21 protein-coding genes, 1 tRNA gene and 1 pseudogene are annotated in these 21,619 nt (G+C 64.3%); 12 read left to right on the top strand and 11 right to left on the bottom strand.

Annotated elements, in window-relative coordinates:
• The first annotated feature begins 97 nt into the window (after window positions 1-97).
• Window positions 98-682 (top strand): hypothetical protein, encoded by a 585-nt coding sequence (locus XH87_RS15920; protein WP_271588011.1) that lies wholly within the window; start codon window positions 98-100, stop codon window positions 680-682.
• Window positions 683-966: 284 nt separating this feature from the next.
• Here the strand turns inward: XH87_RS15920 and XH87_RS15915 are convergent, their stop codons facing one another.
• The 3 genes from XH87_RS15915 to XH87_RS15905 all read right to left on the bottom strand — a co-directional run bounded on the left by XH87_RS15915 (window position 967) and on the right by XH87_RS15905 (window position 2,747).
• A complete protein-coding gene (locus XH87_RS15915; RefSeq protein ID WP_271588010.1) occupies window positions 967-1,728 on the bottom strand; it encodes a hypothetical protein in 762 nt (253 codons plus the stop codon).
• Between the two features lie 334 nt (window positions 1,729-2,062).
• Window positions 2,063-2,136 (bottom strand) — tRNA-Gly (locus tag XH87_RS15910).
• Window positions 2,137-2,561: 425 nt separating this feature from the next.
• Window positions 2,562-2,747 (bottom strand): hypothetical protein, encoded by a 186-nt coding sequence (locus XH87_RS15905; protein WP_035701686.1) that lies wholly within the window; start codon window positions 2,745-2,747, stop codon window positions 2,562-2,564.
• 194 nt (window positions 2,748-2,941) lie between these two features.
• Here XH87_RS15905 and XH87_RS15900 point away from each other — a divergent pair, with 194 nt between their 5' ends.
• Complete coding sequence (locus tag XH87_RS15900) at window positions 2,942-3,322, top strand: YciI family protein (protein ID WP_271588009.1); 381 nt, start codon at window positions 2,942-2,944, stop codon at window positions 3,320-3,322.
• A 2-nt stretch (window positions 3,323-3,324) separates the two neighbouring features.
• On the opposite strand, the gene XH87_RS15895 is transcribed toward XH87_RS15900, so the two are convergent.
• On the bottom strand, window positions 3,325-3,915 hold the full coding sequence (locus tag XH87_RS15895; RefSeq protein WP_271523346.1) for a TMEM175 family protein: 591 nt from the start codon (window positions 3,913-3,915) through the stop codon (window positions 3,325-3,327).
• A gap of 123 nt (window positions 3,916-4,038) precedes the next feature.
• Here XH87_RS15895 and XH87_RS15890 point away from each other — a divergent pair, with 123 nt between their 5' ends.
• Together XH87_RS15890 and XH87_RS15885 are read left to right on the top strand one after the other, a co-directional pair.
• Window positions 4,039-6,096 (top strand): ATP-dependent helicase, encoded by a 2,058-nt coding sequence (locus XH87_RS15890; RefSeq protein WP_271588008.1) that lies wholly within the window; start codon window positions 4,039-4,041, stop codon window positions 6,094-6,096.
• Window positions 6,097-6,189: 93 nt separating this feature from the next.
• Window positions 6,190-7,221: an LLM class flavin-dependent oxidoreductase gene (locus XH87_RS15885; protein ID WP_271588007.1), complete on the top strand. Its 1,032-nt coding sequence runs from the start codon at window positions 6,190-6,192 to the stop codon at window positions 7,219-7,221.
• Window positions 7,222-7,254: 33 nt separating this feature from the next.
• On the opposite strand, the gene XH87_RS15880 is transcribed toward XH87_RS15885, so the two are convergent.
• Window positions 7,255-7,497 (bottom strand): GIY-YIG nuclease family protein, encoded by a 243-nt coding sequence (locus XH87_RS15880; RefSeq protein ID WP_271588006.1) that lies wholly within the window; start codon window positions 7,495-7,497, stop codon window positions 7,255-7,257.
• Window positions 7,498-8,174: 677 nt separating this feature from the next.
• A complete protein-coding gene (locus tag XH87_RS15875) occupies window positions 8,175-8,438 on the bottom strand; it encodes a hypothetical protein (RefSeq protein ID WP_271588005.1) in 264 nt (87 codons plus the stop codon).
• Between the two features lie 99 nt (window positions 8,439-8,537).
• Between XH87_RS15875 and XH87_RS15870 the strand changes: the two genes are divergently transcribed.
• The 3 genes from XH87_RS15870 to XH87_RS15860 all read left to right on the top strand — a co-directional run bounded on the left by XH87_RS15870 (window position 8,538) and on the right by XH87_RS15860 (window position 10,115).
• Window positions 8,538-9,236 (top strand): Crp/Fnr family transcriptional regulator, encoded by a 699-nt coding sequence (locus tag XH87_RS15870; protein WP_271588332.1) that lies wholly within the window; start codon window positions 8,538-8,540, stop codon window positions 9,234-9,236.
• Window positions 9,237-9,378: 142 nt separating this feature from the next.
• Window positions 9,379-9,756: an Hpt domain-containing protein gene (locus XH87_RS15865; RefSeq protein WP_035715872.1), complete on the top strand. Its 378-nt coding sequence runs from the start codon at window positions 9,379-9,381 to the stop codon at window positions 9,754-9,756.
• 110 nt (window positions 9,757-9,866) lie between these two features.
• Complete coding sequence (locus XH87_RS15860) at window positions 9,867-10,115, top strand: hypothetical protein (RefSeq protein WP_271588004.1); 249 nt, start codon at window positions 9,867-9,869, stop codon at window positions 10,113-10,115.
• A gap of 79 nt (window positions 10,116-10,194) precedes the next feature.
• Here the strand turns inward: XH87_RS15860 and XH87_RS15855 are convergent, their stop codons facing one another.
• Window positions 10,195-10,818 (bottom strand): helix-turn-helix domain-containing protein, encoded by a 624-nt coding sequence (locus XH87_RS15855; RefSeq protein WP_158672143.1) that lies wholly within the window; start codon window positions 10,816-10,818, stop codon window positions 10,195-10,197.
• Window positions 10,819-11,164: 346 nt separating this feature from the next.
• Between XH87_RS15855 and XH87_RS15850 the strand changes: the two genes are divergently transcribed.
• Entirely contained in the window at window positions 11,165-12,328 is a 1,164-nt protein-coding gene (locus tag XH87_RS15850; RefSeq protein ID WP_271588003.1) for a hypothetical protein, read from the top strand.
• A 262-nt stretch (window positions 12,329-12,590) separates the two neighbouring features.
• On the opposite strand, the gene XH87_RS15845 is transcribed toward XH87_RS15850, so the two are convergent.
• The gene (locus tag XH87_RS15845; protein ID WP_271588002.1) at window positions 12,591-12,836 is read right to left on the bottom strand and encodes a hypothetical protein; all 246 of its coding nucleotides are present in this window, start codon (window positions 12,834-12,836) and stop codon (window positions 12,591-12,593) included.
• Between the two features lie 274 nt (window positions 12,837-13,110).
• Between XH87_RS15845 and XH87_RS15840 the strand changes: the two genes are divergently transcribed.
• Window positions 13,111-14,325 (top strand): EAL domain-containing response regulator, encoded by a 1,215-nt coding sequence (locus XH87_RS15840; RefSeq protein ID WP_271588001.1) that lies wholly within the window; start codon window positions 13,111-13,113, stop codon window positions 14,323-14,325.
• Between the two features lie 10 nt (window positions 14,326-14,335).
• On the opposite strand, the gene XH87_RS15835 is transcribed toward XH87_RS15840, so the two are convergent.
• On the bottom strand, window positions 14,336-15,196 hold the full coding sequence (locus XH87_RS15835) for a DMT family transporter (protein WP_271588000.1): 861 nt from the start codon (window positions 15,194-15,196) through the stop codon (window positions 14,336-14,338).
• A 122-nt stretch (window positions 15,197-15,318) separates the two neighbouring features.
• Here XH87_RS15835 and XH87_RS15830 point away from each other — a divergent pair, with 122 nt between their 5' ends.
• Window positions 15,319-16,731 (top strand): aminotransferase-like domain-containing protein, encoded by a 1,413-nt coding sequence (locus XH87_RS15830; RefSeq protein WP_271587999.1) that lies wholly within the window; start codon window positions 15,319-15,321, stop codon window positions 16,729-16,731.
• 35 nt (window positions 16,732-16,766) lie between these two features.
• Here the strand turns inward: XH87_RS15830 and XH87_RS15825 are convergent, their stop codons facing one another.
• Both XH87_RS15825 and XH87_RS15820 read right to left on the bottom strand, forming a co-directional pair.
• A complete protein-coding gene (locus tag XH87_RS15825) occupies window positions 16,767-17,747 on the bottom strand; it encodes a Bug family tripartite tricarboxylate transporter substrate binding protein (RefSeq protein WP_158668628.1) in 981 nt (326 codons plus the stop codon).
• A gap of 70 nt (window positions 17,748-17,817) precedes the next feature.
• Window positions 17,818-19,458 (bottom strand): FAD-dependent oxidoreductase, encoded by a 1,641-nt coding sequence (locus XH87_RS15820; protein WP_271587998.1) that lies wholly within the window; start codon window positions 19,456-19,458, stop codon window positions 17,818-17,820.
• Between the two features lie 115 nt (window positions 19,459-19,573).
• On the opposite strand from XH87_RS15820, the gene XH87_RS15815 reads away from it, so the two are divergent.
• Together XH87_RS15815 and XH87_RS15810 are read left to right on the top strand one after the other, a co-directional pair.
• A complete protein-coding gene (locus tag XH87_RS15815; protein WP_271587997.1) occupies window positions 19,574-20,482 on the top strand; it encodes a LysR family transcriptional regulator in 909 nt (302 codons plus the stop codon).
• Window positions 20,483-20,630: 148 nt separating this feature from the next.
• A pseudogene (locus XH87_RS15810) lies at window positions 20,631-21,619 on the top strand (integrase core domain-containing protein); the annotation flags it as partial.

Here is a 21,619-nt window from a genome sequence, read left to right as displayed (position 1 = left end):
ACAACATACGCGTCCGCTCTGGATTCATTAACGCGCGGGCAATCTACTGCGCTTTGCCGAGACGGAACCGGGAAGATCATTCCCAACCAACAGTCAGATGGAAAAGAATTTAAAGTCATTCAGATGGGCCAGAAAATTTTCCGTGTTCAGCTACGGAATTAGCCACGGACCTCTGTTGCTCAGAAGTGGGAAGACCGATGAGCACCATAGCCGCGTCGACGTGCTCTTCCAGGACGTCCGCGCGATCGAAATTCGATCGTGGTTCGAAGGTCTTGAAATAAACGAGGTGGATCGAAATTATCTCCGCGACTTCTCAAGTAATCCCATTGAGATGATGGAAGTCGGTCTCCGAGTTTACGCGCTATCTGGGAACGGATGGCAGGGGTTCGTTGTTGGAGGCATCCTTAGTGTCCACGAAGATGATGCAGACTTTATGGCGCCAAGTGCGCTATTGCCTACGTTGGACACGGACAACGAGATAGACAAATATGGGCGCTACGTCGATCCCGCCGAAGCCTATCAGCAATTCATGCTCAAGCTATTTGACATAGAGGAAGAGGCGCGAGAGCTAGCCTATTCAAAAGAGGCGCTCGCTCGCCTTCATGAAGCGCGGCTCGTGTTCTTGGCTGAGTTTAAACATGAATTTCCCGGCTACGGAAAGGGGCGCGCTGTCTGGGAATAGTGCCTTCCGTTCATAAACATCATTCACCTTTGAGCTAAGTGTCCAACGTCGCTTATCATGAGCACACGGCCTTAGGCTAATCTGCGCGAGTGAACTTCCTCAACGCCTCCTCCGCCTTTTCCCTATCCTCGTCCGTTTTTGCCTCGTCTACGTGCGACTGGAGAATCCGGCGCAGCTTGTCCGGCAGCGGCTCCTTGTCGGAGTCGTCCCGCGACGTGGCGAGCGCGGATTTGAGGATTAGGACCATCATAGGCATATGATGAGGTCACGACCATTAACGCAGATCAGAATAGATTGGTCTGTTCTGCATTGTCGTTCGCAGCCTTCAGGTTGTCGTTCGCTGCTCTTGGCAATCGCGTCTCAGTCAGTATCGAAAGTTTGAGATGCGGCGCATTAGATAGGTACACTGCCTCAGCAAACCCCATTGGTGTTGCGCTCCTGAAATTCGCCCGCTCAGGACCCGGCGGTGCTGTATGAATGCGGTTGTCTGGCCCACCCAGCGTGCTGTCCTTGAAAGCTGGTGGCATCACGAACCCATTGCCAACCCACAGGCATGTTTTCTTTGTGTAGTTGTCGTTGGCGCAGTGGCCGGTGAAATCTTCAGGGCTGAACGTGTGATCAGGCAGCCCGAAGATGCTGCTGAACACCGACACTGGGTTTTCAAAGAACCATGGTGCACCAGACAGCATTCCAACCATTCTGCACTGCTCGGCCACCAGCGCGGCCTTCGCTTGGAAGTGCTTGTCCAGCGCGGCCTTGGCCGCGAACCAGCGCGAACCAGACACGGCAACATCAGTGCACGGCGGGAATCCTGCGACGAAGACAACGTTTTCAGTCCGCACAATTTGGCCAAGTCGGAAAGCCGCACCTAGTGCCGTGTCCGCGATGCGCTCGACGCGCCCATCATCGCTACTGATGCCGTGCTGAGGATCGACAAGAACCGCGCGATAGCCAGCGTCTACCCAAGGCAGAACCATGTGGCCGGTCAAGTCGCACAGAGAAATTACTGTGCCCAAATTTCGATTGTGCATACGCTGTGAAGCCACGTTGGTTCGTGGCTTTGATGATCGTGTCACGAATTTTATTTGATGAACGACTTCGCGTGTCGAACCGTGAAAAATTCACAACACGCGGGAGAGAGCGCGATATCAGAGCGCATCACGTGATCGAATTTGATGTACGATTCAGTTCGAGATCATCAGCCGAAAATTCCGATGATCTAATCGCTCAGAGTAGGAAGAGACTGAGAATCAATATGCTTAGGAGTTTTTTGCGCCCGACCTGCGCCCGAAGTATCCACAACTTCGTTGTGAAGGGCGATTGACTGCAGGCGCGTGCGCAGGTGACTCGTTGAATCGTCGATGATTTTTACGATGCCGTTGGAGCGGGTGAAGGGAATCGAACCCTCGTATTCAGCTTGGAAGGCTGCTGCTCTACCATTGAGCTACACCCGCGTCGGGCGATCCCCTAACACGGCCGGGCGGCGGTCTCAACTGCCCAGAACGTAGCTTTCCGGCTTCTTCTCCCCCTTGCCGAACCGCCTCTGGTTCCTCCGGGAGTCGCCGCCCCTTAACAGCGACAGCAATGCCGCCTATATTCAAGACTTCCGAAACCAACGAAAGGAGGTGATCCAGTGTCTTATCTCAAGCGCTGTCACCTCGCTGGGATCGTCCGCTGAGCTTTGACCAAAGCTTGGCATCGGGGCGGCCTCAGCCCTGGACCAGCGAGCAAGAAATCGGGCGCGACGGGGCTTCCCCGCCGCGCCTTTTCCTTGAGATCTACCTGAAACCGAAAGCCGGATGGCCGGGTCGGCCGCCGCGAAGCCGCTCGCGCGGCGCGACGGCGGCGATCAGCAGGCCGACGGGCTCGTCGAAAGGCTTCAGAAGCCGCAGATGTTGAGCGCGCGCGGCCGTTTGCCGCGCCGGCTCTCCGCGATCCGCTCGCCGCCGTTCTCGGCCGAGCTGCCGTAGTAGCGGTGATGGCCGGCATGGTCGTGCAGATCGGCCGGCTCCGTCTGTCCCGCCCGCCGCGCGTCGCAGATGATCTTGATGGTGTGACCCGACATTGCCGCCTCCAGCAAAAGCTTGTTGTTTATGGTCCATCAGTCGCGCCCCGCTCCGGCGGCGTTCACGTGGCAGGACCGCAATCGGGTTTCAGGACCGTTTCGCCGCCAATATCTTGTTTCGGGATTGTCGGGACGGGCCGCCGTGCTACGTCCTTGGGACTTTCGTAAAACCTTGCGCAAAAGAAGAGGTGACGATGCTCTACGCAATCCTGGCCTACCACGTGGAAGACGAGATCTTGTCCTGGACGCCGGAGCAGGACGCCGCGGTCGTGGCCAAAGTCATCGAGGTTCAGGCGCCCCTCCGGGCAAGCGGGCAGTTTGGACCGGCGGCTCGCCTGGATGAGACCCGAAAGGCCCGCACCTTGCGTGGTCCGGGCGCGGGAATGGTGCTGGACGGGCCGTTTGCCGAGACCAAGGAACAGCTTCTGGGCTTCCACCTGATGCAATGCGCCAGCGAGGATGAGGCGATCGCGGCGGCGCGGAAGCTGCGCGCGGTCAATCCGACGGCGGTCTACGAAATCCGCCCGGTCAAGCTTTACGTGGCGGCCGATGGGTTCGGCGCGACAGAGAGGTAAGGCTAGGCGTCCGGCTCGGTTCGCGCATTGTAGAAGCGCTGGATCGCGATTCCGCCGAAGGCGATGAACCACAAGAAGGGTGCGACGCGCGGCGCGAACGCCGCAACGATCGTGCCCGGGATGAACACCAGCAGCGGAAACAGCGAGGCCATGATTTCATGGCGCCAGCCGCCCAGGATCGTCCACCACAGCCAGGCGTTGAGGCCGGCGATCGCGGTCAAATGCAGGCCGTAGAGCACGGCGACGGCGCTGCTCATGCCGTAATTGGTGTAGAGGCCGTTGGTGACCGGCAGCAGCACGATCGAGAGCAGGAAGAACAGGTTGAGGATCACGTCGCCGCGGCTGCCGATCGGCTGGCGCGCCAGCCGGCGGTGATGGCTGATCCAGAACACGCCGGCGATGATGAAGCTGAGCGCAAAACCTATCAGCTTGCCCGAATAGACCCGGGCAAGATCGTTCCAGTCGGGCGCGCTGGTGAACACCGCGGCCTTGGGCAGATCATAGGCGAGAAGCGTCATGCCGACACCGAAAATGGTGTTGCTGAGCGATTCCAGCCGTCGCATCTCGAACTGGTCGGGCTTGAGCTCGGTCATGTCGGGCATGGGGGGCGCTGGAACTGGGGGCCGCCTTTCCCCTAGTCCTAATTCCGGTTCCGTCCAGCCGCATTGCGATTCGCGCCGGGATCGCCGATTCTCATCCTTTCACCGGGGCGATTCGTGGCGACATATCTGGACACGCTCAACGCGGAGCAGCGCCGCGCCGTCGAGCATGGCGTGGCCGAGGGCTCGACCGTGGGCGCTCCCCTGCTCGTCATCGCCGGCGCGGGCTCCGGCAAGACCAACACGCTGGCCCACCGCGTCGCGCATCTGATCGTCGCTGGCAGCGATCCCCGCCGCATTCTGCTGATGACGTTTTCCCGCCGCGCCGCGGCGGAAATGGCCGGCCGCGTCGAGCGCATCGCCCGCAAGGTGCTGGGCGAGAGCAACGCCGCGATCATGCGCGATGCGCTCACCTGGGCCGGTACCTTCCATGGCATCGGCGCGCGGCTCTTGCGCGAATATGCCGAGCGGATCGGCGTCGATCCCGCCTTCACCATCCATGACCGCGAGGATTCTGCCGATCTGATGAACCTGGTGCGGCACGAGCGCGGATTGTCGAAGACCACGAGCCGCTTTCCCGCCAAAGGCACCTGCCTGTCGATCTATTCCCGCTGCGTCAACGCCGAGATGGAGATCGAGAAGGTACTCGGCCAGCACTATCCCTGGTGCAGCGGCTGGGCCGCCGAGCTGAAGGGCCTGTTCGCCGCTTACGTCGAGGCCAAGCAAGCCCAGCACGTGCTCGATTACGACGACCTGCTGCTCTACTGGTCGCAGATGATGAGCGATGCGCTGATCGCGGAAGAGATCGGCGGCCGCTTCGATCACGTGCTGGTCGACGAATATCAGGACACCAACCGCCTGCAATCCTCGATCCTGCTGGCGCTCAAGCCCGACGGGCGCGGCCTCACCGTGGTCGGCGACGACGCGCAGTCGATTTATTCGTTCCGCGCCGCCACCGTGCGTAACATCCTGGAGTTTCCGCAGAGCTTTTCGCCACGCGCGGAGATGATCACGCTCGACCGCAATTACCGCTCGACGCAAGCGGTGCTTGCGGCAGCCAATGGGGTTATCGGGCTCGCGCGCGAGCGCTTCACAAAAAATCTCTGGACCGACCGCACCTCCGGGCAGAAACCGCAGCTCGTCACCGTCCACGACGAAGCCGACCAGGCGCGCTACATCGTCGAAGCGGTGCTGGCGAACCGCGAGCAAGGCGCGTTGCTCAAGCACCAGGCCGTGCTGTTCCGCACCTCCTCGCATTCGGGTCCGCTGGAGATCGAGCTCACGCGTCGCAACATCCCCTTCCTCAAGTTCGGCGGGCTGAAATTCCTCGATGCCGCGCATGTCAAGGACGTGCTGGCCCTGTTGCGCTTTGCCGAAAATCCGCGCGACCGCGTCGCCGGCTTTCGCATCCTGCATCTGTTGCCGGGCATCGGCCCCGCGACCGCACAGCGCGTGCTCGACCAGATGGCGGAAAACGCAGACCCACTTGCCGCGCTCGGCCGGCTCCCGGTGCCGGCGCGCACCGGCGACGACTGGACCGACTTCGTCCGCACGGTCGAAAATCTGCGCTATTCGGAATGGCCGGTCGATCTCGAGCGCGCGCGGCTCTGGTACGAGCCGCATCTGGATCGCATCCACGAGGATTCCGAGACCCGCCGCGCCGACCTGATGCAGCTCGAGCAGATCGCCAGCGGCTATGCCTCGCGCGAGAAATTCTTGACCGAGCTCACGCTCGATCCGCCGGATGCGACCAGCGACAAGTCAGGCCCCCCGTTGCGCGACGAGGATTATCTGATCCTCTCCACCATCCACTCCGCCAAAGGCCAGGAGTGGAAATCGGTGTTCATGCTCAATGTCGTCGACGGCTGCATGCCATCCGATCTCGGCGCCGGCACCAGCGCCGAGCTCGAGGAGGAGCGCCGCCTGCTCTATGTCGCGATGACGCGCGCCAAGGACGATCTTCACCTCGTCGTGCCGCAGCGCTTCTTCACCCACGGCCAGGCCGCCAAGGGCGACCGCCACGTCTACGCCTCGCGCACCCGCTTCATCCCGGAATCCCTGGTCTATCTGTTCGAGCGCACCGCCTGGCCGAAGGCAGCGGCGAGCGCAGCGCGCACCGCGGCGCAGGGGCCCAAGATCGACATCGGCGCGAAGATGCGCGGGATGTGGCGGTAGGCCGGCCACGGAAACCGAGCATTTCCACATGTGCGCTTGTGACCCGGCCGCCGTCCCTTAGATCTGGTCGATCATCCCACAGAGACCTGATCGATGACCGCACCGCTTGAATTCGGACTGGATACCTTTGGCGACGTCACCAGGGACGCCACAGGCAGCATGCTCCCGCACGCGCAGGCGATCCGCAACGTCGTCGACGAGGCGGTGCTGGCCGACGAGCTTGGTCTCGACTTCATCGGCCTCGGCGAGCATCACCGCGCGGATTTCGCGATCTCCTCGCCCGAGACCGTGCTCGCGGCGATCGCCTCGCGCACCAGGCGCATTCATCTTGGTTCTGCCGTGACGGTGCTGAGTTCGGACGACCCGATCCGCGTGTTCCAGCGCTTTGCAACGCTGGATGCGCTGTCGAACGGTCGCGCCGAGGTGATCCTCGGCCGCGGCTCATTCACCGAATCCTTCCCGCTGTTCGGCTTCGACCTGCGCAAATACGAGGAGCTGTTCGAGGAGAAGCTTGATTTGTTCGCCGCGCTCTTGTCGCAGCAGCCGGTGACCTGGGACGGCAAGCTTCGTCCGCCGCTGCGGGATCAGCTGGTCTATCCCCCGGTCGAGATCGGCACGCTGAAAACCTGGATCGGCGTCGGCGGCAGCCCGCAATCGGTGGTGCGCGCCGCGCATTACGATCTGCCCCTGATGCTCGCGATCATCGGCGGCGATCCCGCGCGCTTTGCGCCCTATGTCGATCTCTATCACCGCGCCTTCAGGGAATTCGGCCGCCCGGCCCAGCCAATCGGCGTGCATTCTCCGGGCTACGTCGCCGAGACCGATGCGCAGGCGCGCGAGGAGCTGTGGCCCGACTACAAGGCCATGCGCGACCGCATCGGCAAGGAACGCGGCTGGCCGCCGATGGGGCGCGACGAGTTCGTGAACGAGGCCGAGCATGGTTCGCTCTATGTCGGCTCGCCGGAAACGGTGGCGCGCAAGATCGCGAAGACCGCGAAGGCGCTTGGTATCTCGCGGTTTCAGTTGAAGTATTCGGCGGGGCCGTTGCCACACGACAAGCTGATGAAGAGCATCGAGCTCTATGGGCGGAAGGTGATGCCGATGGTGCGGGAGATGATGGGGTAGCGTACGTTTGAGACGGACTCAGTCCGTCTTCGCTCACCAGAGTCTCTTCTTCGCAAAGGCGTGGCCCGAACCGGATTTCAAATAACGCTCGAACGCACGTGCCTTTGCGATGTCCGAAAAGGCCACGTAAGTCACCAGTCGCCAGGGAGTGTACTTCGACGTGTGCGGTGACTTGCCTGCATCGTGGTCTGCTAGGCGTTGTTTGAGATTCGTCGTCACGCCGATATAGCGCTGACCTACGAATGCTTCGCTCTCCAGAAGATAGACATAGTGCATTGACGCCGCCCTCCTTCGCCAAGGCTTCGGAGGGCATCCTGCTTCGCGCAGTGAAAGGCTGCAATCCTGCGAAGCGCATCAGCGCGAACCGAACTTCACCAGCTGATTGTCAACGGTGTCCAGGCTCTCGCTGGTCTCCGTCAGAAACTCCCGCAACAGATCATCCATGAGCTACGCCTTACTGACCTGGACTTGAACTCGTCGCCCGAGCACCCTTGGCACGGACGGACGCCCTATTCTCGATCGTTAGACATCCCCTTTCACAGTCTCGTTAATTTCATCCTCCGTGCTACTACGGATATTGAAGAGAAGTTTGCGGTTCAGCTGTATGCTGCGGCGCTTTTCGGCAAAGCCGGCTCCGCGCCGCAACGGAAGAGCGGGCGAGGTCGACGGGCCGAGAACAGCGGGCGAGATGTGCAGGAAAGTCCTGCTCGCGAAGAGCGATAGAGACGGCCCGCGGGACGTTGGTCCAAGCCGCCTGCAACCAGCGGCGCTCTCGTGAGCTGCGTTTGGTGGTGTTGCCGCGATGTGCGCATTCCGCGCATCAGGTAAACGAATGGTTACCCTGCGGCCATGGCGGGCTCGTGCCGCGCTAACCGAGCCGCGCGCCTGTTCAGTTTCGCTGCAAACGAGACACGCCGTCTGACCCAACGGGTATATGTACGACATCACAATCTTCAGGATAACGTCGGTTTGCCGCGCAGACCGAACAACGAACGGGCGCCGCACCGATCATCCATCGAACCAGCCGGATTGACCCTGCATGAACACAAGCGGCCAGCCGCCGAAATCAGCTGCAACTGCTCGACGCGGCGGATTTCGATCCGTTGCGTCCGCATCTCGCTGCGATCGAAATGGTCATGAAATCTGTCATGGACGAGGTCGGCACGCAGCGCCGCAGGATCGATTGCCGCGCCCGAACGACCTGTCCCAATTGCCAATATATCCCGGCCTGAACATGATGGAACTTGGCCGTGCAGGCCGTGATTTCGCGCGTCGCGATTCGAGGGAGCAGGAACGGGGAGGCAGCTTTGGAAACGATGGTGCGTCCATCCAACGGTTTCCTGTCCGCGCTGTCGCCGGACGATTATGAATTGATCGGCCCGCACCTGCGAACGGTTGATCTGCCCCATGATGCGGTGCTGGTCGAGACCGGCAAGACGCTGAAGCGTGCCTATTTTCCCCACCGCGGCGTCATCTCTCTGGTGGTTGAACTGGCCAAGGGCGAGCGTGTGCAAGTCGCCATGATCGGCCGCGACAGCCTGCTTGGGACGCTCTCGATCATGGGCGACGCAGATGCATTGAACACCGCCATTGTGCTGGTTCCCGGCGTCGCCTCGGTGGTGGATCTGGACCGGCTGCGGATCGCCGCCGACCAGAGCAGCACCCTGCGCACATTGCTCACGCGCCACGGGCTGGCGGTCTATGTCCAGGCGCAGCAGACCGCGGGCTGCAGCGCCGCCCATCCGGTGGAGTCGCGGCTATCGCGGTGCCTGTTGCAGACTCATGATCTGTCGGGCGACTCCCGGCTCCTGCTGACCCAGGAAACGATGGCACAGATGATCGGGGCGCGGCGCAACAGCGTGTCGCTGGTCGCCACCTCCTTGCAGCAGGCCAATTTCATCCACTACAGCCGTGGACACATCCAGATCGTCAACCTGGACGGCCTGCGCCAGACGGCGTGCGAATGCTACGCCACCGTGAAGGCCCAGTACGACCGGCTGCTCGGCGCGCGCTGAACGCCGCCGCCGCAGCCAATTGGTAAACCGCCGGCTAATGCCGGCCTGCAAACGCCGGCCATCCTGCTACCGGAACTGAAATTCGCATGCCATAGACACGGGGCGTGCGTGCTGCGCGACAACGAAACCCGTGATGAAGGCCATGCTTGACGTAACCGCCGCGCCTGCGCGGAAGGCGCTCGATGCCGAACCCGCGCGCGAGCCGCGCGCGTATGAAGCGCTGGTGCGCGAGATCGGCGAGGACGCGGCCTGTGAGGTGCGCGATGTGTTCTGGAGCGAGACCTGCGCGCGCCTGCAACGGTTCCGCACGCTCTCGCCTGCGCAGCACCACGCCAGGATCGCCCGCGAAGCGCATTCGCTGAAGAGCGCGGCCGGGACGTTCGGCTATGTCAGGCTCGCAGCGCTGGCGTTGCGGCTGGAGAAGGCCGCGGAGGACCTCGGCGAGGCCGAATTCCGCGTTCTCGTGGACCTCATGGATGCCGCCTACGCCGCCGCGCGCGCACAGGAGCCGGAGGTCTAGAGCCATTTGCTTGCCGACTGCGCGCAACCCGCCGTACTTCTACGGTTTTGGATCTTCACAGATGGCTAATCATAGATGGCGATAGTCCCCGAAAACCAGGAGGGTTTTCCATGTTCACGTACGAGACCGCAGACCAGAAGGAGGTTCGTCGCTTCCGCATCGCACAGTTCAACGGCCGGATGGCGACGGTGAAGGCTGGCGATTCGACCGTGACCGGCTTCGTGCGTTCGGTGCTTGAGCAGGAATCGAGCATGCCTCCCCGCTGGACCATCACGATCATCCCGAACGCGCGGAAGGAAGAGATCAAGCCGCTGCGCCCCGCCTCCCGCACGCGTCCGTTCGCGGAAGATTATTTCTGAACACCACGGGTTTCCGCACCTATCGAGAGATGTCGCGGGCCTTGTCCGTACCGCCTGCCGGCGGCGCAACACGTCAGCCTCAGTCGATCGAATGCAGCAGCGCCGCACGGACGAGGTCCGCGGTGTTGCGCGCACCGAGCTTGCGCATCGCCTCGGCGCGATGGCTCTCGAAGGTGCGCGGACTGATCTGCATCCGAAGCGCGCCCTGCTTGTTCGAGTAGCCTTCGCTGATCAGCCTCAGCACCTCGCGCTCGCGCCTGGTCAGTCGCTTCTGGCCCGACGGGCCGACGAGTTCGGCGCTCGGCACGCGCTGCGGCTGCAGTGCGCGGGCAGTCTTCGATTGTGCCTCCTCGGTGCTGGGCGGGATCGGCAGGCCGCCCTTGTGAGGTCCGGCAAGCTGCTTGACCAGATGGCAAACGCGTTCGGTCTGTACCAGCGCGTTCTCCACCACCCGCTGCAGATAGGCACGATCGCCCGTAACAGGCGCGAGCTGATCGCTATGATGCTTGATCTCGCCCATGTAGAGCAGGAGCGCCGTCAGAGGGCCGTTGAGCTCGCGGGCGATGGCAGCGGCCATTTCGTCCGCCGCCTTGGCACGGGCGGCGCTCAGGCGGACGAAATCGGGCTCTTCAGCTGAAGCAGCGCTGCCCTCATGCCATTCCGACGGCCGCGAATCAGTGGCCGTATCGTTCTGTGACCCCATGTCACTCGTTTAGCGGAACCAGGGCGGGTCTGTGCTTAACTTTCTGCTCCGTAAGACTACGGTGATTTGGGCTCTTTTGCGCTGAAACGGCGGCCTCGGCACAATTTGTGCTTGCGCGCGGCCGCAACCGACCATGCAGGGGTTGAGTTTCCCGCCGAAATCCGGGGCGGCCAGGCGGGGAACTCCCTTTGACCGTCGCCTTCGCCCGATGTCCGCCCGGGGCCCCGCCCCCGGTTTTTACGGATTAATTAACGGCGACTTGCTTCTCTAGGGAGGTTGAGCGCGCAAATGCCTCCACGCATTGGGCCCGCAAGCCCGCGGGACACGCTGCGAAAGAGTGCGTGCCATGAACGAGATCAATCGACTGTCGGAATTCCTGCAGAGGCTGACGCCGCTGTCGCGCAGCTGTCTGCTCAGCGAGCTCGAACGGCTCGAGCTGTGCGGCATCGACATGCCGGGTTCAGCCGACATCCAGTCGCGCTTGCGCGCCGAGTTCCGCAAGGACGGATCGACCCAGGCGCGCGCCGCCAACCCTTCGCGCTATTTCTTCGCGCCGCTGGAGCTGCTGCTGATCGACGGCGCACCCGAGCATGCCAATCTGGGGCGGATCTCGCGCAACACCCTCACCCCGATCTGGGAGTGGATCTGCCGCGACCTGCTGCCGACCATGGCGCGCGACTACATCAAGGCGATCAACGACCAGGTCGCGGCCAACAACCCGAAGGAAGTGCAGAAGATCGCGTCGACCTTCCAGACCAAGGTCGTCAAGGTCCTCGAGAGCACCCTCACCTCGCCCGAGAACACCGAATCCGCGCGAGCCAAGCTCGCGCAATACACGGCCTCCCGCACCGCCTTCGACGACGTCCTGAAGATGCTGCATGTGTTGCGCGCCGGCGATGCGCTAGCGAAGTTCAACGAGAAGCTGCCTGAGAAGATCGCGAAGTTCGACGACGGCCAGGTCGCCCAGATCACGGCGCAGCTCGACGCCTTCAAGAAGGCGCATCCCGATGCGCTGCCGTTCGCCCTGGCGCTGGCGGCACGGCGCCTGAAGACGTCCTGGCAATTGGTGCGGCTTGCCACCAAGGCCGCTGCGAGCAAGGCCGCCGCAGATGTTGCCGCCACCCCCTATGCCTGCGTCGTTCCCATGGTCCTCGACCGGCTCGACGACAAGCGCCTCGCGCTTCGCATCGCGCTCCGGAACAACCGGGTGCTGGTCGCCCGCGACCTGCTCGCCGAAATCTATGACACCGAATATGCGCTCAAGGTCCGCATCGACGGCCTTGAACATTGCGACTGGGGCGTGCGCCTCCAGCAATTGATGGACGCGATCGCCGCGCTTGTGTCCGCCGAGGTGGGCCGCTTCCCCGCCAATGTCGGCCACATCCTCGGATCGCGGCGGCTGCGCAGCCACGACACACTCGGCGGCAAGCTGACTTATCTGGCGTGGAAGGGGCGCGACGCGATGCAGGACGGAGCGGCGGCGTTCCGCAAATTGATCGGGCAAGCCTAGATCGGGGTTCGGCCGCGAAGGGCCCGTTGCGCAGCGTGGCTAACGCGGCAAGCACAGGAAGCGATCCATAAATCGCCCTGACAGCACGAATCTGAACCACCAATACATCATTCGCCGCATCGACATAGCTGGAGTCCTCGACAGTCCACCACCGGCTGCGCGGAGCAATAGCGCATGTGCAGCAATGCGCGTGTGATGCACTTCACATTCGCGGCTGCCGGCCCGGACCCGTTGTCGCAGAACCGTCACGAGCGAAAGGGGACTATGCGCGCATCGCGGGAAGACGTTCTCCAGCGCAGCAGTCGCTCCGATGCGCCGCAAGAGCTGCGCGATGGGAATAGGCGATGAGCTCGGCACGAAGGGATTGACGATGGCGGCGCCACCCAATGGGCGCGCTGGCGTCCACGTCCACGTCGACGACGATGGCGCAGACGTCACCGCCGCGAGGTAACGCAGCGCCGATGTGGCCCTGCTTCCGGGCTTCTTCAAACACGACCAGCGACTTCATCGCTGCGTCGGAGCGACAGCGCGACGGCAGTGCGCGACGCCCTCGCTCGGCAAGTCGCGCGCCCATTGCGCGCGGGAGACATTTCAGGCGCGCCGACCGTGGTTGCGCGTGAGGCGCCCGGATGTGCGAATTCTTTTCGAAGATAGTGTCGACAAATTAGCTCGAATTGCAGGGCTTAACGTTACTCAAATAATTCAAGAACGATGTGATGCTCTCCTTATTTGAACCCACGCTCGCCGTTTAAGAAACTGTCACGGAACGGGAGTGGTGTACGATGAACGATGGGACTGTTGAACTCGTCGGACGAAGGCCTGTGACCTTCGGACGGCGAAAGGTGACACCGCGCGCCTGTGTGGCCGACAGCAAGCGACACTTGCGCGCCTTCCTCAGCGAGATTCTCGAGGACCTCGGTTTCGTCACCAGCGAATGCGCCAGTGCCGACGAGTTGCAAACCGTGCTCGCCAGCGAATTGCCGGATCTGATCCTGCTCGGCGTCGCCGCCGATGGCATCGAGCCGGGACGATTCCTCGAAATATTGGTGCGCGAGGCATTTGCCGGCAGGGTCCTCGCCGTCGGCGCCCGCGAGTCGATCATCGTCAAGGCCGTGCGGCAGGTCGGTGAGGAATATGGCCTTGCGATGCTGCCGCCGCTCACGACGCCCTTTGCCGCGGAGACGCTGCGCGAGCGCGTTGCGATGCTGCTGCCGGAGGAGCCGGCGCCGAGCCCGGCCGTGCATGTCGGCGAGGCCCTGCACGCCGGCTGGCTCGAGCTCTGGTACCAGCCCAAGATCGACGCGCGCACGCTGGTCCGCAGCGGCGCCGAGGCGCTGGTCCGGATGCGGCATCCGACCTGGGGCGTGGTGCCGCCGGCCTATTTCATCCCGGAGCCGCACGATCCGCATTTTCGCGAGCTCTCGGAGTTCGTGATCGATCGCGCCGTGCGAGACTGGCACTATCTGCTGGAGCAGCAAAGCCCGATCGATCTGTCGATCAATCTTCCCGCCTCCTATCTCAGGGAGCCGCATGCCGTGCGCGACCTCTGCCGCCGCGTGCCGACGCATCCGGCCTTCGGCGGGCTGACGGTCGAGATCGACAGCCAGGAGGCGACCCGCGATCTCGACCACCTGACCGAGGTCGCGCGCGAGGTGGGCCTGCACAACATCGGCCTGGCGGTCGACAATCTCGGCGCCGACTGGCCGGCGCTGATGGGCCTCGACAAGATTCCCTTCGTCAGGCTGAAGGCCGACCGGCAGTTCGTCACCGGCAGCGGCAATGACCGGCTCAAGCGCACGGTGTGCCGTCACATCGTCGAGCTGGCCCAGAGCTTTGGCGCGCGCGCGGTGGCGCAAGGGGTCGAGAGCCGCGCCGATCTCGTCGCCGCGAATGAGCTCGGCTTCGACCTCGTGCAGGGCTTTCTGTTCGGCAAGCCGATGCCGCTGAAGAAATTCGCAAGGAGCGCATTGACGCGGACGGTGATGGGGCAGGCGTGAGGCACGGGCCTCACGCAAACCGTCGTGCGAAGAAGACGCAGACGACCACGAGCGCGGTCGCGGCGATCATGCTCCAGGCCACGGGCTCGTGCAGCAGCAGACCTGCGAGCGCGAGACCGAAGAACGGCTGGAGCTGCTGCAGCTGGCCAACACGCGCAATGCCGCCGACGGCGAGCCCGCGGTACCAGAAGATGAAGCCGACGAACATGCTGAAGACGGAGACGTAGGCGAGCCCGATCCAGGCGGGCACGCTGACGCCGCCTAGGGCGGGCGGCCACGTCAGGGTTGCGAGCGCCACCATCATCGGCAGCGCGAGCAGCAGCGCCCAGGAGATCACCTGCCAGCCGCCGAGGCGGCGCGACAGCGCGGCGCCTTCGGCATAGCCGAGGCCGCACAGCACGATCGCGGCCACCATCAGGAGATCGCCGATGAGCGACGCCGAGGCGTCGCCCGCGAGGGCAAAGCCGGCCACCGTGGCGCTGCCGAGACCAGCGAACAGCCAGAACAGCGGCTGCGGCCGTTCGCCGCCGCGCAGCACGCCGAAGATCGCGGTCGACAGCGGCAGGAGCCCGATGAAGACGATCGAACGCGCCGAGGTGATGTGCTGGAGCGCGAGCGCGGTCAGCAGGGGAAAGCCGACCACGACGCCGACAGCGACGATCGTGAGCGAGGCGAGATCCTGCCGCCGCGGCCGCGCCTGCCGGAGCAGACCGAGCACCGCCGCACCGATCAGCGCGGCGATCACGGCGCGCGCGGACGTCAGGAACAGCGCCGAGAAGCCGCCGACCGCGACCCGCGTCGCCGGCAGCGAGCCGCTGAAGATGATGACGCCGAGAAGGCCGTTGCCCCAGCCGCTGCCCGCAGATTGCATATCACCTTATTCCCTGGCCGCGATCTATCCCCCGGACCATGGCAAAGCCAGCGACAATCCAATACAATCCGGCAGAACTGTATTGGTATGGAAGGCCATACACATTGGCTGCCGACACACGCATGAAGGGCCGCAGCGGCACCCGGACCGCTGACGTCATGAGCGCGGTCCGCGCCAAGGTCGTGGGCCGCGCGCTCAGTGCCGGCGACCGCCTGCCCTCGATCCGCAGCCTTGCCGCGACCATGGATGTTTCGCCCTCCACGGTGGTCGAGGCCTATGACCGGCTCGCCGCCGAAGGCCTGATCCGCGCGCGCCGCGGCTCCGGCTTCTATGTCTCCCCGACGGCAACGCCGCCGCTCGCGCTGGCCGAAGCCGAGCCGCGGCGCGACCGGGAGGTCGATCCGTTCTGGGTCTCGCGGCAATCGCTCGATGCCGATGCGGCCGTGCTCAAGCCCGGTTGCGGCTGGTTGCCGGCAGGCTGGATGCCGGAGACCGGCTTGCGGCGGGCCGTCCGTGCGCTGGCGCGGACCGACGACAGCCTGCTGACCGACTATGGCAGCACGCGCGGCGCGCCGGCGCTGCGCCGGCTGCTGATCGCGCGGCTGGCGGAAGATGCAGTTGAGGCATCGGTCGATCAGCTCATGCTGACGGGCTCGGGGACGCAGGCAACCGACCTCGTCTGCCGCTTCCTGCTCCGTCCCGGCGACACCGTGCTGGTCGATGATCCCTGCTACTTCAATTTCCGTGCGCTGCTGCGGGCACATCAGGCCAAAGTCGTCGGCGTGCCCACCACGCCGTCGGGCCCGGATGTCGCGCGCTTCGATCAACTCCTCGGCAGCGAGCGGCCGCGGCTCTACATCACCAATTCAGCGCTGCACAATCCGACCGGCGCGACGCCGTCTCTTGCGACCGCCCACCGGCTCCTGACCGCGGCCACCGCGCACGACCTCACCATCATCGAGGACGACATTTTCGGCGACTTCGAGCCGGAGCGCTCGCCGCGCCTTGCCGCGCTGGACGGATTGAACCGCGTGATCCGCATCGGCAGCTTCTCCAAGACGCTGTCGGCGTCGGTGCGCTGCGGCTACATCGCGGCACGTGCCGACTGGATCGAGCATCTCATCGACCTGCAGGTTGCAACAAGTTTCGGCGGGCCGAGCCCGGTCGCGACCGAGATCATCGCGCAAGTCCTGGTGGGCGGCAGCTATCGCAAGCACATGGACGAGCTCAGGCAGAGGCTCACGCGCACGCGTCGCGACGTCGCGCGCAAGCTTCAGGCCTTGGGGATCGAGCCGTGGCTGATGCCGCGCGGCGGCTTCTTCCTGTGGTGCCGTCTCGCCGGCGGGCAGGACGCCACGGCCGTTGCGCGCACGGCACTCGAGGAAGACGTCGTTCTGGCACCCGGCAACGTCTTCAGCGTGTCGCAGACGGCGTCGCACTTCATGCGCTTCAACGTGGCGCAGATGAGCGAGCCGCGAATGTGGGACGTGCTGCGGCGGGCGTTGAAGTCGGCGCCCGGAATGACCCGCAGCTGAAGCGCGATGCGATTGGGATGAATCGTCATCGCGCTTTAGTTTGCCTTGATGCCGGCCTCGCTGATGAGCTTGCCCCATTTCGTGCTTTCGCTCTGAATGAAGCGGCCGAACTGCTCCGGCGATGTCGGCGCGGGCTCCGCACCGAGGGTCCGGATCTTCTCGGCTACCGCCGGGTCCTTCAAGGCCTTTGCGAAGGCCTCGTTCAACCTGGCGACGATATCCGCTGGCGTGCCAGCCGGAGCAACCAGCCCGAACCAGCCGATGGATTCGAAGCCCGCGACACCGCCTTCGGCAAGCGTCGGCACGTCGGGCAAGGATGCCAGCCGCCGTGCCGACGACACGCCGATCGCGTTGAGCTTGCCATCGAGGATCAGCTGCTTCGAGGCAGGGATGTCCAGGACCGCGAACGGGACGTGACCCGCGAGGACATCGACCGTTGCCGGGCCGGTGCCGCGATAGGGAACCAGCTCCATGGCGAGCCCGGTCTTCTGCGTGAACAGCGCCGCAGTCAAGTGCATGGCGGTCGAATTGCCGCCGTGTCCAATCGACAGCGCGCCTGGCTTTGCCTTGGCGAGGGCGATCGTTTCCGCTGCGCTGTGCGCAGGCACGTTCGCAGACGCCACCAGCACGAAGGGAATTTCCGCAAGCAGGGTGATGGGCGCAAGATTCCTCGGATCGAACGGCATCGACGGGTTGAGATGCGGATTGACCGTCAGCGCCCCCGCCGGCGCGACTCCGAGTGTGTAGCCGTCGGGCTTGGCCTGGGCGACCGCGGCCATGCCGATATTGCCCCCGGCCCCGGCGCGGTTCTCGATGACCAGGCCTTGCTTGAGTTCGGCGGTGACCAGCGGCTCGAGCGCACGGATGACGGTATCGGCACTCCCGCCGGGCGGGAACGTCACGATGATCTTGATCAACTGCTCCGGATAGGCCGCCTCAGCAGCCTCCAACGGCAGGCCGGCAAAAGTTGCTGCCGTCAGCACGGCCAGAATGCAGCGCCTTGCTACGTCAAACACATTCTCCTCCCCAGTCTATTGTTTGCAGGCACGACCAGGCTGCCAGCACCGCGGGCCGCCTGCGATCGAGTTACGCCGCCGCGCCGGTGATGCGCGCCAGCAAACCCAATGGATCCTCGGGCGCGGCCTGTCCGCGCCAGGCGATGTGCTGGTCAGGCCGGACCAGCACCAGCTTCTCGGCGTACGTCCCGTTCGCCTCGCCCGGGGCGATGTCGACCAGCACCAGCGGCACGCCGCGTTCAGCTGCGGCGGACTTCAGTCGCGCCACATCGACTGCCGGATCGAACCGCAACAATGTGTAGCCCGGTCCGAAGGCGTCATAGAGCGATCGTCCGTCGCGCAGGAACAGATGCGGCGCGCGTGCGCCCGGGGCCGTGGAGGGCGTAAAGCTTCCCATCGTGTAGGCCGGCGGCGTCTCGCCATCATAGGCGATGATCGGCGAAGCATCGTAGTAGTAGCCGAAGTTGAGGCCGGCGCAGCAATATTGCTGCACGTTGAGATCATAGGCCGCTCTCGCCAGCGCCGCGCGCGCGGCTTGGCCGCGTGGCGTGGCCTCCTCGATCTCCGCAGATACACCGCCGCGCTGCGCCATCATCTTCATCGCATGATCCATCGCGAAGCGCGACACCTGCTCGGTGATGGGCTGGCGCTCCGCCTCGTAGGCATCGAGGATCGCGGCCGGCGCCCAGCCGTTCAGATGCGCCGCCAATTGCCAGCCGAGATCGACGGCATCCGCAATGCCCGCATTCATGCCGTAGCCGGCATAGGGCATCCACAGATGCGCGGCATCGCCGCAGATGAAGACCCTGCGATCGCGGAAGCGATCGGCCACGAGGCGACGTCCGACCCAGTCCTCCTTGCTGAGCACACGATATTCGAAACGCTCGTCGACGCCGAGGATGGCGCGGATGGCCCAGTCGCGGTCGACCGAGTCGAACTCGGGCTCGTCGGGCCTGAGGTGATTGTGAATCAGCCAGCGGTCGTGGCCGTCGATCGCGACCGTCGTGCCCGAGCGCCGCGGATTGAGCGACAGCACCATCCAGGCGGGCTTGTGCGCGTCCATCAGCTGCCTGAGTTGCGGGGCTTCGATGAAGGTCGATTGCACCCGCTGGATCACCGGCGTGCCGGACAGGCTGGCGCCGATCGATTTGCGAACGAGGGAACGGCTGCCGTCGCACCCGATCACGAAGCTGGCTTCGATATGCAGCGAGCTCCCGCTGTCGAGATCGCGCGCGAGTGCGACCACATGGTCGTCGTTCTGCTCGATGTCGGTGATTTCCGTGCGCGCCAGGATCTTGATCCGCGGCTGCGCGGCGGCATGGCTGAACAGGATCGGCTCGAGATAGATCTGGTTGATCCGGTGCGGCGGCTCCGGCGTCGGCCACCAGGTGTCAGGGCCACCGGTTGCGGTGTAACGGCGCGCGCGCGAGGGGATGTCGATGCGGCAGAGCTCGATGCCGGTCGCCGTGGTCCGATAGGAGCAGTCGTTCGGAAAGTCTGCCGGCAGGCCGGCGTCGCGCAGCTTTGCGGCAATGCCCAGCCTTCGGAAGATTTCCATCGAGCGCGCCGACACGTGATTGCATTTGACGCTGGGCGGATCGCCGGCATGCCGGATCTCCGCGACGACGACGTCGATCCCGCGCGAGGCCAGATCCATCGCCGCCGTCAATCCGACGGGCCCGGCGCCCACCACCAGCACCTGTGTCCTCATGCTCGTTTCATCCCCTTGCGGCGCCGCGGCTTCACCGTCCGCGCAGCATGCATTTTATTGCATGCCCGTTTATGCGATAAGCCGGAAAGAACTTATCAATTCATGAGCTTTGCCTATGAATGTCACCTTGCGCCAATTGCGGGCCTTCACCGGCGTGTATCGTACGCGCAGCATCACGCGGGCCGCCCGCGAGCTCGGGATCACGCAGTCGGCGGCGAGCCTTCTGGTTCAGCAGCTCGAGAGCCAGCTCGGCATCAAGCTGTTTGACCGTTCGACGCGTTCGGTGCAGCCGACACTGGCCGCCGATGAGGCGTTTCATTCCGCCGAACGCATGCTGAGCGATGCGCTGGGCCTGTCACGGCGCATGCGCGACCTCGCGCAAGCGCGCGCCGGCCGCGTCGCGTTTCTCGCCTCCGCCGGCGCCGCATCGGCGCTGCTGCCGCTGGTGCTGGCAAGATTCCGCGCTTGCCATCCCGACATCGAAATCGACATGCGCGACGTCGCCGCCGACGATCTCGTTCCGCGCCTGAGCGCGACCGATGCGGAATTCGCGATCGGCAGCGTGGAGGGTCGCTTTGCCGAGATGACGATCGAGACGCTGATCCGCGGTCGCCTGAGCGCAATCGGCAGGCGCACCGCCGACTTCGCCGCGCGGCGTGCGCTGACATGGGACGACCTGGCGCAGTTCCCCACGATCGCGATGCGCCGCGAGACGCGGATCCGCATGCAGATCGATCAGGCACTGGGTGCGCAGGGCAAGCGCCTCGATCCGACCTATGAAGTAACGTTGATCAACACCGCGCTCGCCATGACCGCGCAGGGCCTCGGCCTTGCCATCCTCCCTGCGGCGATGCTGCCGGCCGACCAGTTTCCGACGCTGATCGCAAGACCTCTGGTGCGACCGGCCATCACGCGACCGGTGTCGCTGCTGCAGCGCCAGGGCCGGACGCTGTCGCCGGCGGCGCAGGCGTTCGTGGCGACGGCGCGGACGGTGCTGGCGGAGCGAGCGGGGCAGGCTTCTTGAGCTGAAGGACGGTCGCATACGGAAGCCCGGTCGTCTCAAAAGCCGGGACTATCTTGCAGCTGCTCCTCTGAGCGGCTCGAGACATAGGTGACAAATCGTACCGGACACATGGGTTACACTTTCCGCTTTTGTTCTGCGGGAGGTGTGGATGCCGTGGAAAGCGAGTTCGGTAATGGAAGAGCGCCTGCGCTTTGTCGCCCGGCTTCTGGATGGGGAGGCCATGACCGAAGTGTGCCGGGAGTTCGGCATCTCCCGCAAGACCGGGTACAAGATTTTCGACCGCTACAAGGAGCACGGGCTGGAGGCGTTGAGCGACCGCTCCAGGCGGCCGGTCCGCCCCCCCCCCCCCCCCCCCCCCCCCCCCCCCCCCCCCCCCCCCCCCCCCCCCCCCCCTACGCCAACCAGCTCCCGCAGCAGCTCGAGACCCTGATCGTCCGGCTGAAGAGCGAGAAGCCGCACTGGGGCGCCCGCAAGATCCGCGAACTGCTGGTGCGCCGGCTCGACGGCGACGTCAGGGTTCCCGCCAAGAGCACCATTCATGCGGTGCTCGATCGCCACGGCCTGGTCAAGCGCGGCGGCGGGCCGCGCCACCGCGCGCGCGGCACGCCGCTGTCGCAGGGCACGCTTGCCAATGATCTGTGGTGCGCCGACTTCAAGGGCGAGTTCAAGCTCGGCAATGGCCAGTACTGTTACCCACTGACCGTCACCGACCATGCCTCGCGCTTCCTGCTGCTCTGTGAAGCCCTGGACTCAACGCGCGAAGACCCTGCCATTACCGCCTTCGAGCGGCTGTTCCGCGAACGCGGTCTGCCGCTGGCCATCCGCTCCGACAATGGCGTGCCCTTTGCCAGTCCCAATGCCTTGTTCAACCTCTCGAAGCTGTCGGTGTGGTGGCTCAGGCTCGGCATTGCGATCGAGCGGATCAAGCCCGGCCATCCGCAACAGAACGGCCGTCATGAGCGCATGCACCTCACGCTCAAAAGGGAAGCGACCCGGCCGCCAGGCTTCAACAGCCTGCAGCAGCAGGATCGCTTTGACCGCTTCCTGCACGAGTTCAATACCGAACGTCCCCACGAGGCGCTCGACATGAAGTGCCCTGCCGAGCTCTACACCGCGTCAGCGCGCCACTACGATGGC

Source organism: Bradyrhizobium sp. CCBAU 53415 (genome assembly GCF_028128735.1).
GTDB lineage: Bacteria > Pseudomonadota > Alphaproteobacteria > Rhizobiales > Xanthobacteraceae > Bradyrhizobium.
The sequence above is the reverse complement of the archived record's forward strand: the minus strand, read 5'-3'. Positions and strand labels throughout refer to the sequence as shown.

What these genes read in the sequence shown, in the direction of transcription:
- XH87_RS15830 (WP_271587999.1), top strand. Translation starts at nt 15,319, where the DNA reads ATGAAGGGCCGCAGCGGCACCCGGACCGCTGACGTCATGAGCGCGGTC.
- XH87_RS15870 (WP_271588332.1), top strand. Translation starts at nt 8,538, where the DNA reads ATGGTGCGTCCATCCAACGGTTTCCTGTCCGCGCTGTCGCCGGACGAT.
- XH87_RS15855 (WP_158672143.1), bottom strand. Translation starts at nt 10,818, where the DNA reads ATGGGGTCACAGAACGATACGGCCACTGATTCGCGGCCGTCGGAATGG.
- XH87_RS15895 (WP_271523346.1), bottom strand. Translation starts at nt 3,915, where the DNA reads ATGACCGAGCTCAAGCCCGACCAGTTCGAGATGCGACGGCTGGAATCG.
- XH87_RS15850 (WP_271588003.1), top strand. Translation starts at nt 11,165, where the DNA reads ATGAACGAGATCAATCGACTGTCGGAATTCCTGCAGAGGCTGACGCCG.
- XH87_RS15835 (WP_271588000.1), bottom strand. Translation starts at nt 15,196, where the DNA reads ATGCAATCTGCGGGCAGCGGCTGGGGCAACGGCCTTCTCGGCGTCATC.
- XH87_RS15880 (WP_271588006.1), bottom strand. Translation starts at nt 7,497, where the DNA reads ATGCACTATGTCTATCTTCTGGAGAGCGAAGCATTCGTAGGTCAGCGC.
- XH87_RS15845 (WP_271588002.1), bottom strand. Translation starts at nt 12,836, where the DNA reads ATGAAGTCGCTGGTCGTGTTTGAAGAAGCCCGGAAGCAGGGCCACATC.
- XH87_RS15885 (WP_271588007.1), top strand. Translation starts at nt 6,190, where the DNA reads ATGACCGCACCGCTTGAATTCGGACTGGATACCTTTGGCGACGTCACC.
- XH87_RS15920 (WP_271588011.1), top strand. Translation starts at nt 98, where the DNA reads ATGGAAAAGAATTTAAAGTCATTCAGATGGGCCAGAAAATTTTCCGTG.
- XH87_RS15905 (WP_035701686.1), bottom strand. Translation starts at nt 2,747, where the DNA reads ATGTCGGGTCACACCATCAAGATCATCTGCGACGCGCGGCGGGCGGGA.
- XH87_RS15840 (WP_271588001.1), top strand. Translation starts at nt 13,111, where the DNA reads ATGAACGATGGGACTGTTGAACTCGTCGGACGAAGGCCTGTGACCTTC.
- XH87_RS15900 (WP_271588009.1), top strand. Translation starts at nt 2,942, where the DNA reads ATGCTCTACGCAATCCTGGCCTACCACGTGGAAGACGAGATCTTGTCC.
- XH87_RS15815 (WP_271587997.1), top strand. Translation starts at nt 19,574, where the DNA reads ATGAATGTCACCTTGCGCCAATTGCGGGCCTTCACCGGCGTGTATCGT.
- XH87_RS15820 (WP_271587998.1), bottom strand. Translation starts at nt 19,458, where the DNA reads ATGAGGACACAGGTGCTGGTGGTGGGCGCCGGGCCCGTCGGATTGACG.
- XH87_RS15865 (WP_035715872.1), top strand. Translation starts at nt 9,379, where the DNA reads ATGCTTGACGTAACCGCCGCGCCTGCGCGGAAGGCGCTCGATGCCGAA.
- XH87_RS15860 (WP_271588004.1), top strand. Translation starts at nt 9,867, where the DNA reads ATGTTCACGTACGAGACCGCAGACCAGAAGGAGGTTCGTCGCTTCCGC.